Below are 12,815 nucleotides of genomic sequence, written 5' to 3'. Positions count from 1 at the left end.
GCCGATGAGTCAGACTCAAGGGATTGTGGCCCCGGTTACCCATGACAGCTCTTCGGCTAACCCGACGTCAAGGGGGATCGGCATGTTGTTCGTGCGACTGGGCATCCGCGGCCGTGGCCCCGGGTCCGTCTGCCGCAAGGTCTGCGGCGGATCGGCGGCGGTAAGTAATACTCATCGTTCCCCAACGGGCGGTGGATCAGTATGGTGGCCACGTCAGCTCCTTGGCGTCAGCAAGCCGAGCGGTCGGGCCACCCGGCCGCCGTCTGGAGAAGTGAGCAGCCATGCAGCAGCGCACACCGTGGTCCGCTGTCCTGGTCCTGGGGTTGGTGCTGGGCGGCTGCGGGAGCGCCGCGGTGTCGGACCGCACCGGGCCCTCCGGCGACGATCTCGTGGTCTGGGACTGGAAGTCCGGCGACGCGAACGCCGCCGCCTACCTGGACGAGGCGAGGGCGCACTTCGCCAAGAGCCACCCGGACGTCGACGTCGAGTTCGTGGCGCAACCCTTCGACCAGTACTACACGTTGCTCGGAGCGGCGATCCAGTCCGGCAGGGGCCCCGACGTCATCCTCTTCAACGGGGGCGGTCAGCTCCGGGACCGGGTCGACGCGCTCCTGCCGCTGGACGAGTACGTCGCCGAGGACCGGCGACGACTGGTCGGCTGGGACGCGTTCACGCACGCCGGGAAGACCTACGCCGCACCGGTGACGCTGCAAGGACATCCCCTGTACTACAACAAGGCGCTGTACGAGCAGGCCGGTCTGGACCCCGAGGCGCCCGCCGGGAACTGGGCCGACTTCGTCGAGGACTGCGGCGCCATCACCGACCGGACCGGCGCCGGGTGCTTCGGCGTGGGCAACAAGGAGGGCATCGGCATCCAGTTCTTCCTGTCCGCCATGGGATCCGCGGTGCTCACCCCGGACGAGTACGACCGGTGGATCGCCGGGGAGCGGGACTGGACCTCGCCGAACGTGAAGCGGATCTTCGAGCTGTGGCAGCAGGTCGACGCCGCCGGCCTGAACAACGACGGGGTCAACTCCACCGCGATGTTCAACGACGCGTTCGCGCTCTTCCAGTCGGGTCGGGCCGCGCACGTCATCGGGCTGGTGTCCGACGTCGGGCACTGGAAGGACTTCGGCGAGTTCCTCGACCCGGACGACGTCGGTGTCATGGCGGCGCCGGTGGTGAACCCCGGGGCGACGCCGAGCCTGCCGTACGACGGCGGCATCGGCTACGGGGTCGCGAAGTGGACCCGCGACCCGGAGGCCGCCGCCGACCTGGTGCGCTCGCTGACCTCGACCGCGGCGCTGGGCGCCTTCTCCGCGGACGCGGGCGCGATCGCGGCCGACACCACCGTCGACGTCTCCGCCGCCGACCCGGCCGTCGCCGCGATCACCTCGGCGATCAGGACGGGCAAGCCGGCGCTGCACGTCGCCCTGTCCAGCGAGACGGTCGACCTGATGGGACGCCTCTCGCAGCAGCTGCTCAGCGGCTCCACCACCGTCGACGAGGCCGTGGCGCGGTTGGCCGCCTCCGACGCGGCGGGCTGACCCCGTGCCTGCCGCACCGTCCCCGTCCCCGCTCCGCCCGGCGCCGACCACCGGGCGGGTCGAGCCGGCACCGGCCCGCCGACGACCCCGGCGCGGGTCGCGGGCCGAGCGCCTGGCGCCGTTCGTCCTGGTCGCGCCGGCGGTGCTGATCATCGTCGCGCTGCGCCTGTGGCCACTGGCGCTCGGGGTCAACTTCTCCTTCACCGGTGACGGCGACCGCAACGGCACGCCGGTCGGCCTCGACAACTACGCGACCCTGTTCGGCGACCCGCTGTTCCGCACCGCGCTGGGCAACGCCGCCCTGCTCCTGCTGCTGCTCCCGGTGGCCGTGGCGATCCCGGGGCTGCTCGCCACCTTCATCTACCTGAAGGTTCCCGGGCACCGGGTCTACCGGGGCGTCTACTTCTTCCCGGCCGTCCTCTCGCCGGTGATCGTGGGGGCGGTCTTCAACCTGCTGCTGGGTTTCGACGGACCCCTCAACCAGCTCCTCGGCGTGGTGGGGCTCGGGCCGGTGGACTGGCTCGGGGACCCCGACGTGGCGATCTTCGCGGTCGTCGGCGTGCACGTCTGGGCGACGTTCGGCATGGCGCTGGTCGTCTTCCTGGCCGGGTTCGCCGCCCTCGACCCCTCGTTGCTGGACGCGGCCACCGTGGACGGCGCCTCCCTCCCGCAGACCATCCGGCACGTGATCGTCCCGGGACTGACCCGCACCATCCAGTTCGTCTTCGCGACCACCACGATCGGCCTGCTGACCTCGATGTTCGGCCTGCTGTACGTGATGACCAGCGGCGGGCCGGAGGCGTCCACCTACCTGCCCGAGTACTACATCTGGATCCGGCAGGGGCAGTTCGACCAGCCCGCGCTCGCCTCCGCTGCGTCCACGGTGCTGCTCCTGGTCATGCTCCTGGTCGGGTCGGTCCAGATCGGTGTCCTGCGCCGCGTGGGGAGGGAGGGCTGATGGCCGGCCGGGGGATGACGCGGTGGGTCGTCGCGGTCCCGATGGCGGTGCTCGCGCTGGCGACGGTCTACCCCCTGCTGTTCACCGCCAACGTCGCGGTGAAGACCCGGCGCGAGTACGTCCTGGACCGGTTCTCCCCCTCGGGTTCGTGGAGCTGGGAGAACATCGCCACGGCGTGGACGACCGCGGGCGTGTCCCGGTACTTCCTGAACTCCGCGGTCGTGGTGACCTGCTCGGTCGCGCTGCTGCTGCTGTTCGGGTCGATGGCCGGGTTCGCGCTCGCCCGGTTGCGGTTCCGCGGTTCGTCGGCCGTCCGCCTCGGCTGCCTCGCCGCGCTGTTCATCCCCTTCCAGGTGATCATGGTCCCGCTCACCCGGGTCATGGCCGACACCGGTCTCGTCGACACCTACCCGGGGCTCGTCCTGGCGTACGTGGCGCAGTTCCTGCCGTTCACCGTCTTCCTCATGACGAGCTACTACTCGACGGTGCCCCCGGACATCATGGACGCGGCCCGGATCGACGGGAACACGGCGTACGGCGTCTACTGGAGGATCATGCTGCCGATGGGCGCCCCGGCCCTCATCTCGGTCGGGGTCCTCGACGCCCTCTTCTGCTGGAACGACGTGCTCATCGCCCTGCTCGTGATGCCGTCGGCGGACCACCGCACGCTCATGGTCGGGGTCACCTCGCTGCGGGGGCAGTACTCGGACGACATCCCCGTCTTCGCCTCCGGGGTGCTGATCGCCGCGGTTCCCGTCCTCGCCGTCTACCTGCTCCTGCAACGCCGGATCGCCGACGGTGTCACGGCCGGGGCCACGAAGGGCTGAGATGCGCATCACCGGTTATCGGACCCTCACCACCGTCCAGGACTGGGGTCGGCCGGTCGGCGACGCCAACGGCGTCTTCCCCGACGGCCTGGTCCGGGTCCCGATCGTCCTGGTCGAGACCGATCGGGGGATCACCGGCGTCGGGCTCGGGTCGCACGTGGGGATCGAGGCGGTCTTCGCCGCGATCGAGGGCGAGGACCCCCGCGGCGTCACTGCCCTCTACGACCGGATGCTGCGCCGGGTGTTCAAGGCGGGTCACGCGGGCGCGGTGTTCGGCACCATCGGCACCCTCGACACGGCGCTGTGGGACATCAAGGCGCAGGCCGCGGGGGAGCCGCTGTGGCGGCTGCTGGGCGGGCGCGACCGCCGCGTGCCCGCCTACGCCTCGGGGCTGGACATCGGACTGGGCGACGACGAGCTCGTGGCGGCGTACGAGACCTACGCCGACCACGGGCTGCGGGCGGCGAAGCTCAAGGGCGGTTTGGACGTCGACCGGGACCGGGACCGCCTCATCCTGGTGCGCGACGTGCTCACCGCCGCCGGCGGTGGGACGCGACCGGGTCTGATGCTCGACGTCAACGAGTCCCTGACCCGCAAGCAGGCGGTCCGCCACGTGGGCGAGCTCGAACGCACGCTCGACCTGACCTGGGTCGAGGAACCCGTCCGGCGCTGGGACGCGGAGGGGCACGCCGCCGTCAGCCGCGGGGTCCGGGCGTCGGTCGCGAGCGGGGAGAACCTGAGCGGGTTGGAGCAGTACCGACCGCTGATCGCGGCGGGCGCGGTCGACGTCGTGCAGACCGCGGCGGTCTGGGGCGTCACGCACTTCCTCCGGGTCGCGGCCCTCGCGCACGCCCACGACCTGCCCGTGAGCCCCATCGGCACCACGCCGGTGGGGTTGCTCCACGCCGCGACGTCGGTGCCGAACCACCTGGTCAGCGAGTTGCAGGACCTGCGCCCGCCCACGGGGGTGTCCGCCGACCTCCACGTGGAGGGCGGCGCGTTCGTGCTGGGCGACAGCCCGGGGCTGGGCATCCGCGTCGACGAGGAGGCGGTCGACGCCTCCCGCCACCGGCTTCCGGTCCCGGCGCCCGACGGGCCCCACGTCCGGCCGGAACGCGCCGGGCAGCGCCTGCTGGCGGTGGTGCCGGACACCGTCGCCCCGCCCGACCGCCTGAACCCGCTGCCGTCCTGATCGACCCGTCGGGTCCGCGCGCCCGAGCACGTCCCCGGCCACCTGCCGCCTTGACCGCCCGCCAGCCGCCGGCTCGACCACCGCCGGCTCGACCACCGCCGGCTCGACCGCCGCCCTGACCGCCCGCCGGCCGTCCCGCCCACCCACCGCCCCGACCACCGCCCCGACCACCGCCCCGACCGGCCGCCGCACAGCACACCCCCACTCCAGGAGGTCCCCTTGTTCGCGTCCTCGTCCCCCGCGGTGCGAAGGCCGTTGTCGGTCGCCGCCGCCGCTGCGGCGGTGCTGGCGGCGGTGATGGCCCCCGCCCCTCCCGCGCACGGCGCCACCACGACCCTCTACGCATCGCCCTCCGGCACCGGCACCGCGTGCTCCACCACCCAGCCGTGCTCCCTGTCCGCCGCGCAGGCCGCCGTGCGGTCGCAGGTCGGCTCCACGTCCGGCGACCTCGTCGTGCAGCTGGCCGGCGGCGTGTACCGGCTCTCCCAGCCGCTGCGGTTCACCGCCGCCGACTCCGGCGCCAACGGCTACCGCGTGATCTGGCAGGCGGCCCCGTCCGCGCGCCCCGTGATCAGCGGCGCCCGAGCCGTCACCGGGTGGTCGGTCGTCGACGCCGGGAAGAACATCTGGCGGGCGAACGTCGGCGCCGGGACCGACTCCCGGCAGCTGTACGTCGACGGCGCGATCGCCACGCGGGCGCGCACGCAGGTGAACCGGGCCGACTTCACCTTCACCGGCACCGGCATGAGGTTCTCCACCACCGCGCTGGGCTACCTCAACAACCTGGCGAACCAGAACCGGGTCGAGGTGGAGAGCGTCAACTCCTTCACCGACCGCTACTCGCCGGTGCAGGGCATCAGCGGCAACTTCCTCACGATGCAGCAGCCCGCGTGGAACAACAACACCTTCGGCTACGACACGCTCGCCGCGCCGCACCGCGCGGGCCCCCTCTACCTGGCCAACGCCTACGAGTTCCTGGACTCGCCGGGGGAGTGGTACCTCAACCCCGGGACGGGCGCGCTGTCCTACATCCCGCTGCCCGGCCAGGACATGGGCACCGCCGGCGTCGAGCTGCCGGTGCTCCAGTCCCTGGTGGACGTCGGGGGCACCTACGACGCACCGGCGCACCACATCTCGTTCAGCGGGATCACGTTCACCGGCACCAGCTGGCTCGGGCCCAGCGGCAACCAGGGCTACGCCGACCAGCAGACCGGCGCCTACCTGGCGGGCAACTGGAACTGGCCCGCCGACCGGATCACCTCGTGCCAGAACGGCTGCGCCCAGTTCGAGGCCGCCCGGCCGCACTGGAGCCAGATGCCCGCCGCCGTGCAGGTCTCCGCCGCCGACGACATCACGTTCAGCGAGTCCCGGTTCCTCAACCTGGGGCAGACCGCCATCGGCATCGGCAACGACGCCAACGCCCACGCGAGCGGGGTGGGCCTGGGCGCGAGCGACATCACGGTCACCCGGTCCGAGATCGCCCACAGCTCGGCCGGCGGCGTCGTGGTCGGCGGGGTGCGGGCCGACGCGCACCACCCGGGCGACCAGCGGATGGTCAACCGGAACATCACCGTCAGCCACAACCGCATCCACGACCTGGGCGTGGAGTACCGGGGCAACGTCTCGGTCCTGAACACCTACGTCAGCACCGCCACCGTGGCCCACAACGAGGTCTACAACATGCCGTACTCGGGCATGTCGATCGGCTACGGCTGGGGCGCCAACGACGCCGGCGGCAGCAACCACTACGCCAACCGCGGGCTCTACAACCACCAGCCGCGCTACACGACGCCCACCACGGCGTCGAACAACCGGCTCGTCAACAACTACATCCACGACGTCATGCAGCAGATGAACGACGGCGGGTGCGTCTACACGCTGGCGTGGAACCCGAACGCGGTGATCAGCGGGAACCACTGCCTGCGGACCAACGGCCACTTCGGGCTCTACTTCGACGAGGGCTCCCGCCACTACACCGCGACCAACAACGTGTTCTCCGCCACCGGGACCTGGGCCACCGCGAACTACTGGGGTGGCGAGAACATGGGCAACTGGACGGTCACCAACAACTGGTCCACCAACGGCAGCACGAACGTGACCAACGGCGACCGCGGCAACGTGGTGTCCGGCAACGTCACGGTCACCAACGGCAACTGGCCGTCAGGAGCGCAGGCGGTGATGGCCAACGCCGGACCGGGCGGCGGCACCGGCGGCCCGCAGAACGCCATGCTCGTGGGCGGGCAGTCCGGCCGCTGCGCCGAGGTCGCCGCCGGCAGCGCCAACGGGGCGCAGGCCCGGCTCTGGGACTGCAACGGCGGCGCCAACCAGAGGTGGACCCACACCTCGGGCAGGCAGCTCGTGACGGCCGGCAACAGGTGCCTCGACGCCAGCGGTCAGGGGACCGCCAACGGCACCGCGGCGATTCTCTGGGACTGCAACGGCCAGGCGAACCAGCAGTGGAACGTCAACGCCGACGGCACCATCACCGGGGTGCAGTCCGGGCTCTGCCTGGACGCCGGCGGCAACGGGACCGCGAACGGCACCCTGATCCAGCTCTGGTCCTGCCACGGCGGCGCGAACCAGCAGTGGGGCGTCCGCGGCTGAACGGCCGCGGGGAGGCCGGTCCGGCCTCCCCGCGGGCCCTCGTCTCGACAGGCCAATTGTGAGCGCTAACGAAGCCGCGTGCTTGACACCTCCTCCGACGGTCAGCAGACTTGTTGGCGCAGGTCTCCTTGCGGTGTTCACCCTGATGTGAGCGTGAACAAGTGATGGCCCGGCAGGAGCGCCCTCTCGACGACGAGCAGGAGGCAGCGTGGGTGGAGTCCGAAGGTCATCCCTGCGGCGGGCGGGCGCGCTGCTCGCCGCCGCCGCGCTGTCGGCCACGGCCTTCACCCCGGGACCGGAGGAGCAGGCGCCGGCGTGGGACAACGGGGTCGCGACCACCCCGCCGCTGGGGTGGAACAGCTACGACTCGTTCAACTGGAACGTCACCGAGGCGCAGGTCAAGGCCAACGCCGACTACATGCGCGACAACCTCAGGCAGCACGGCTGGCAGTACGTCGTCGTCGACTGGGCGTGGTACTACCCGGGCCGGGGCACCGGGAGCCCGAACCAGGACGCCAACCTCCAGCCCCGGCTGCGCACCGACGCGAACGGCCTGCTGCTGCCCGACACCACCCGGTTCCCCTCCGCCACGGGGACCAACGGGTTCAAGCCGCTGGCCGACTACATCCACACCGCGGGCCTGAAGTTCGGCGTGCACCTGATGCGGGGCGTCCCGCGCCAGGTGGTGGCCGACAACCTCCCGGTGCCGGGCACCAACTGCCGCGCCAACGAGATCGAGAACAACACCACCGCGGCCTGGTTGAACCTGAACTGGGGCCTGGACATGGGCAACCCGTGCGCCCAGGCGTACCTGGACGCCCAGTTCCGCCTGCTGGCCTCGTGGGGCGTGGACTACGTCAAGGTCGACGACATCGCCGCGCCGACCTACCGCCAGGCCGAGGTCGAGGGCTACAAGCTGGCGATCCAGCGCAGCGGCCGCCCCATGGTGCTCAGCCTCTCGCCCGGCCCGACCTCCACCGCCAACGGCGCGCACGTCGCGGCGAACGCGAACATGTGGCGGGTGGTCAACGACCTGTGGGACAACTGGTCGTCGCTGGACGCCCTGTTCGAGCGGCTGCACGCCTGGACACCGCACCGCCGCCCCGGCGCGTGGCCCGACCCGGACATGATCCCGATCGGCCGGCTGTCCCAGCAGGGCCCCGTCGGGTCGCCGCGCTACTCCAACCTGACCCCGGACGAGCAGCGCACCCTGATGACCCTGTGGTCGATCACCCGCTCACCGCTGATGTGGGGCGGTGACCTGACCCAGAACCGGGCCTCCGAGCTGGCGCTGATGACCAACGCCGCCGTGCTGGCGGTCGACCAGCACAGCCTCAACAACCGGCAGCTCTTCGCCGGCACGCACACCGCCTGGACCGCCGACGTGCCCGGCAGCCAGGACAGGTACCTGGCGCTGTTCAACCGGGGCGGCGGCACCGCGACCGTGTCCGCGTCGCTGGCCGAACTCGGGATCGGCTCGGCCACCGCGGTCGACCTGTGGTCGGGCGCGGACCTGGGCACGGTGAGCGGGACGCTGTCGCGCTCGCTGCCCGCGCACGGCTCCGGCCTCTACCGGCTGACCCCGCGCACGACCGTGCCCGTGCCGACCGCCGAGACGTTCACGGCGCGGCACAGCGGCAAGGTCGCCGACGTCTACGACGCCTCCACCGCCGACGGCGGCAACGTGGTCCAGTGGGCCCCCAACGGCCAGGCCAACCAGCGCTGGCGGGTGCGCGACGCCGGCGGCGAGTACTCCGAGGTGGTCAACGTCGGCAGCGGCAAGTGCCTGGACGTCTACGGCGGCGCGACCGCCACCGCCGACGGGGTCCGGGCCGTCCAGTGGACCTGCAACGGCCAGACCAACCAGAGGTGGCGCGTCGAGGACGTGGGCGGCGGCCACGTGCGGCTGGTCGCCCGGCACAGCGGCAAGTGCCTGGACGTGTCCGAGGCCGCCACCACCGACGGCGCCCAACTCGTCCAGTGGACCTGCGGCAGCGGCGCCAACCAGCAGTGGCGGCGGCAGAGCGCGTAGCCGGACCGAACTCCAGGAGAACACATGCGACCACGCTCCCGACGACTCGCCGCCTGCGCCGCGGCGCTGATCACCGCCGCGCTGCTGCCCGCCGCCCCGGCCGCCGCCGAGTCCAACGGCGGGGTGCGCGTCATGCCCCTGGGCGACTCCATCACCGAGGGCACGCAGGTGCCCGGCGGCTACCGGATCGGCCTGTGGCAGCGGTTCGGCTCCGGCAACCACCGGGTGGACTTCGTCGGCTCCCAGTTCAACGGCCCCGCCTCGCTGTGGGACCACGACCACCAGGGCCACCCGGGTTGGCGCATCGACCAGGTCGACGCGAACGTCGTGACCTGGCTCCGCAACACCAACCCGCGCACGGTCCTGCTGCACATCGGCACCAACGACATCCTCCAGAACCGCGACGTGGCCAACGCGCCGGCCCGCCTGTCGGCGCTCGTGGACCGCATCACCGCGACCGCGCCGAACGCCGACGTGCTCGTGGCGACGATCATCCCGCTGGCCAACCCCGGTCAGGAGGCCGCGGCCCGGACCTACAACGCCACGATCCCCGGCATGGTGCGGAGCAAGGCGAGCGCCGGCAAGCGCGTGCACCTGGTGGACATGCACGCCGCGTTGACCACGGCCGACCTGATCGACGGCGTCCACCCCACGGCCACCGGTTACGACAAGATGGCCGCGACCTGGTACGCCGCGCTGCGCGCCGTCCCCGGGAGCATCGGCGACCCGGTCCCGTCCCAGGGCAGGCAGGTCGTCGGCGTGCCCTCGGGCCGCTGCCTCGACCTGCCCGGCTCGTCGACCGCCAACGGCACGCAGCTCCAGCTGTGGGACTGCCACGGCCAACCCAACCAGTCGTGGACGCACAACTCGTCCAGGCAGCTGGTCGTCCTCGGCACCAGGTGCCTGGACGCGTACGGCAGGGGCACGACCAACGGCACCCAGGTGGTGACCTGGGACTGCCACGGCGACACCAACCAGCAGTGGAACGCCAACGCCAACGGCACCATCACCAGCGCGCAGTCCGGCCTGTGCCTGGCCGCGTCCGGCCAGGGCACCGGCAACGGCACCAGGCTGGTCCTGTGGACCTGCACCGGGCAGCCCGACCAGCAGTGGACCCTGCGCACCCCGGCGTGACCGGACGGGCCGGACCCCGCCGGGGTCCGGCCCCCGATCAGCGGCCCGGTCCGGTGACGGGTTCGGCGGCGCCCGCCACACCCGCCAGCAGGTCGGCGACGGTGTGGGCCCGCACGTCGGTCGGCGGGTCGGTGGTGAAGCGGCCGGCGACGGCGCGCACGTGCTCCTGGGCTGGCCCGGCGAGGCCGTCGTAGACGGCGGCGAACAGGTCGCGGGCGGGTTCGCGCGGCCACCCCGGGGGGAGCAGGTCGAGGGGCAGCCGCGGGTCCAGGATGGGCAGGCGGCGGTAGGTGTCCATGACCTCGGTGCGGGCGCGGACCGCCTCGGCGCCGGTGATCCGGGCGGCGCGGACGTCGGGCAGCAGGGGGCTCCAGCGCCGGATGAAGTCGTCGTAGTGCCGGGCGATCGCCTTCGTGTCCCACGCGTCGAGGGGGTGGCGACCGACCGCCGCGCCGAGGTCGACGTGGCGGGCGCGGAAGACGGTCGTGGTGCCGGGGGCGAGTTCGGCCAGCTGCGCCCTGAGCTTGCCGGTGAGGTCGTGGGGCGAGACCCAGAGGCCGTCGTAGAGCGGCGCGTGGCCGAGCCAGCGCAGCAGTCCGCGCAGCTCGCGCCGCCGGGTCGCGTCCTCCTGGGGCAGGGAGAAGGCGACGAGCGTCCACCACCCGTCCCAGGTTGTGGTGTCGACGGCCGCGGCGGCGATGGACCGCCCGCCGGCGGCGAGGTTGTGGACCGCGGCCGCGGTGAGCCGGTAGGAGCTGTTGCGTCCCTGCCTGCTGCCCTCCAGCACGCCGCGGCGGGCGAGCCGGCTGGTGGTGGCGCGGGCCCCGGCGTGGCTCACGCCCGCCTCGGCGAGCAGCGCCACGATCGCCGCCGACGGCAGCCAGGCGCGGGAGCCGAGGGTGTAGTCGGCCATCAGGGTCACGGTGAGGCCCTGCGGAGAGTTGCCGGTCTGCCGCCGGGGGAGTCGGACCCCGTCGTCCGGGAAGATCTCCTCGATGTCATAGGGGCTGGTCACGGCGGCTCCGCTGCGGTCCGGGGGCGGTCGGCACTGACTGTAACCGGCTCCGGGTGGCGCAGGCGGGGCTGTCGAGACGGTCGATTGACAGTTCCGCGCTCGGTCGACACTGTAAGTGTCACCTATCCGTGCGCGAACCAAGGGAGTCGAGCGCATGAAGGTCACACCGAGCCTGTTGCTCGCCGCGGCGGCGTCACTGGTCGTCACCGGCCTCGTCACCGCCGTGCCCACCCCCGCGTCCGCGGCGTCGCTCACCGAGGTCACCGGCTTCGGCAACAACCCCGGCGGGATGCGGATGCACGTCTACGCGCCGGATTCCCGCCCGGCCAACCCCGGCATCGTCGTGGCCATGCACGGCTGCGGTGGTTCGGGACCCGGCTTCTACTCGGGCAGCGAGTTCGCCTCGCAGGCCGACCGCCACGGGTTCGTCGTCATCTACCCGAGCGCCCAGCAGGAGGCCGGGTTCGGCAAGTGCTTCGACACCTGGTCGGACGCCGCCAAGCGGCGCGGCGGCGGCAGCGACCCGGTCTCGATCATCTCGATGGTGAACTACGTCCAGCAGCGCTACGGCGGCGACCCGAACCGGGTCTACGCCACCGGTTCGTCGTCCGGCGGCATGATGACCAACCACATGCTCGCGCTGTACCCGGACGTGTTCAAGGCCGGGGCCGCGTTCATGGGCGTGCCCTACAACTGCTTCGCCAACGCCGCGGACTTCCCGCCCGGCAGCTCGCGGTGCACCGGGAGCGGTGGCGCGAACCGGACGCCGCAGCAGTGGGGCGACGCGGTCCGGCAGGCGTACCCCGGCTACACCGGCACCCGGCCGCGCGTCCAGCTGTGGCACGGCACCAACGACACGCTCGTGCCGTACTCGCTGCTGGAGGAGTCCGTCGAGCAGTGGACCAACGTCTTCGGCCTGAGCCAGACCCCGACGTCCACCGACACCCCGCAGGCCAACTGGAACCGCCGCCGCTACTCCGACAAGGTCGAGGCGTACAGCATCCAGGGCGCCGGGCACAGCCTGCCCTCCGCCGGCATGGCCGCCCGCGCCGTCGCGTTCTTCGGCCTGGACAACCCGGGTGACCCGACCTCCACGACGACGACCACGACCACCACCACGACGACGACCACCACGACCACGTCGACCACCACGCAGCCGCCCGGCGCCTGCCGCGTCACCAGCACCGTGAACGCCTGGAACACCGGCCTGACCGCGACCGTCACCATCACCAACACCGGTGCCACCGCGATCAACGGCTGGTCCCTGGCCTTCACCCTGCCCGGCGGCCAGACCATCACCTCCGGCTGGAGCGCCACCTACTCGCCCACCTCCGGGCAGGTCACCGCGCGCAACGTCGCCTACAACGCCTCGATCCCGCCGAACGCCTCCATCGGCATCGGCTTCCAGGCCGGCCACAACGGCAACACCGCCAAACCCGCGTCGTTCACCCTCAACGGCATGTCCTGCGCCACCGCCTGACGGGCCGGGGCGGCCCGGGGTTCCCG

At 72.3% G+C, this 12,815-nt stretch carries 9 protein-coding genes; 8 read left to right on the top strand and 1 reads right to left on the bottom strand.

Translation table 11 applies throughout. The annotated features are described in order from the left end of the window. The first annotated feature begins 281 nt into the window (after positions 1-281). The 7 genes from Q5530_RS06870 (at position 282) to Q5530_RS06840 (ending at position 10,294) form a co-directional block, all read left to right on the top strand. Positions 282-1,547: an ABC transporter substrate-binding protein gene (locus Q5530_RS06870; protein ID WP_415361369.1), complete on the top strand. Its 1,266-nt coding sequence runs from the start codon at positions 282-284 to the stop codon at positions 1,545-1,547. Positions 1,548-1,551: 4 nt separating this feature from the next. Beyond that, positions 1,552-2,505, top strand: coding sequence for a carbohydrate ABC transporter permease (locus tag Q5530_RS06865; protein ID WP_415361368.1), 954 nt, complete (start codon positions 1,552-1,554; stop codon positions 2,503-2,505). Beyond that, positions 2,505-3,332 (top strand): carbohydrate ABC transporter permease, encoded by an 828-nt coding sequence (locus Q5530_RS06860; RefSeq protein WP_415361366.1) that lies wholly within the window; start codon positions 2,505-2,507, stop codon positions 3,330-3,332. Before Q5530_RS06865 ends, Q5530_RS06860 begins: the two co-directional genes overlap by 1 nt. Position 3,333: 1 nt before the next feature. Next, the gene (locus Q5530_RS06855; RefSeq protein WP_415361365.1) at positions 3,334-4,524 is read left to right on the top strand and encodes a mandelate racemase/muconate lactonizing enzyme family protein; all 1,191 of its coding nucleotides are present in this window, start codon (positions 3,334-3,336) and stop codon (positions 4,522-4,524) included. A gap of 243 nt (positions 4,525-4,767) precedes the next feature. Then, a complete protein-coding gene (locus tag Q5530_RS06850; RefSeq protein ID WP_415361364.1) occupies positions 4,768-7,128 on the top strand; it encodes a ricin-type beta-trefoil lectin domain protein in 2,361 nt (786 codons plus the stop codon). A 208-nt stretch (positions 7,129-7,336) separates the two neighbouring features. Continuing rightward, positions 7,337-9,160 (top strand): alpha-galactosidase, encoded by a 1,824-nt coding sequence (locus tag Q5530_RS06845; protein ID WP_415361362.1) that lies wholly within the window; start codon positions 7,337-7,339, stop codon positions 9,158-9,160. Between the two features lie 24 nt (positions 9,161-9,184). Beyond that, positions 9,185-10,294 (top strand): ricin-type beta-trefoil lectin domain protein, encoded by a 1,110-nt coding sequence (locus tag Q5530_RS06840; RefSeq protein WP_415361361.1) that lies wholly within the window; start codon positions 9,185-9,187, stop codon positions 10,292-10,294. A gap of 37 nt (positions 10,295-10,331) precedes the next feature. Here Q5530_RS06840 and Q5530_RS06835 read toward each other — a convergent pair whose 3' ends face one another. After that, a complete protein-coding gene (locus Q5530_RS06835) occupies positions 10,332-11,309 on the bottom strand; it encodes a PaaX family transcriptional regulator C-terminal domain-containing protein (protein ID WP_415361359.1) in 978 nt (325 codons plus the stop codon). Positions 11,310-11,463: 154 nt separating this feature from the next. Between Q5530_RS06835 and Q5530_RS06830 the strand changes: the two genes are divergently transcribed. Beyond that, on the top strand, positions 11,464-12,789 hold the full coding sequence (locus Q5530_RS06830; RefSeq protein WP_415361357.1) for a PHB depolymerase family esterase: 1,326 nt from the start codon (positions 11,464-11,466) through the stop codon (positions 12,787-12,789). The last annotated feature ends 26 nt before the right edge of the window (positions 12,790-12,815 follow it).

Source organism: Saccharothrix sp. BKS2 (genome assembly GCF_047689505.1).
Classification (GTDB): domain Bacteria; phylum Actinomycetota; class Actinomycetes; order Mycobacteriales; family Pseudonocardiaceae; genus Actinosynnema; species Actinosynnema lopnurensis.
The sequence above is the reverse complement of the archived record's forward strand: the minus strand, read 5'-3'. Positions and strand labels throughout refer to the sequence as shown.

Bases quoted from the DNA above. Each gene is read 5' to 3' on its own strand.
- Q5530_RS06860 (WP_415361366.1), top strand. From the start codon at position 2,505: ATGGCCGGCCGGGGGATGACGCGGTGGGTCGTCGCGGTCCCGATGGCG.
- Q5530_RS06855 (WP_415361365.1), top strand. From the start codon at position 3,334: ATGCGCATCACCGGTTATCGGACCCTCACCACCGTCCAGGACTGGGGT.
- Q5530_RS06830 (WP_415361357.1), top strand. From the start codon at position 11,464: ATGAAGGTCACACCGAGCCTGTTGCTCGCCGCGGCGGCGTCACTGGTC.
- Q5530_RS06840 (WP_415361361.1), top strand. From the start codon at position 9,185: ATGCGACCACGCTCCCGACGACTCGCCGCCTGCGCCGCGGCGCTGATC.
- Q5530_RS06870 (WP_415361369.1), top strand. From the start codon at position 282: ATGCAGCAGCGCACACCGTGGTCCGCTGTCCTGGTCCTGGGGTTGGTG.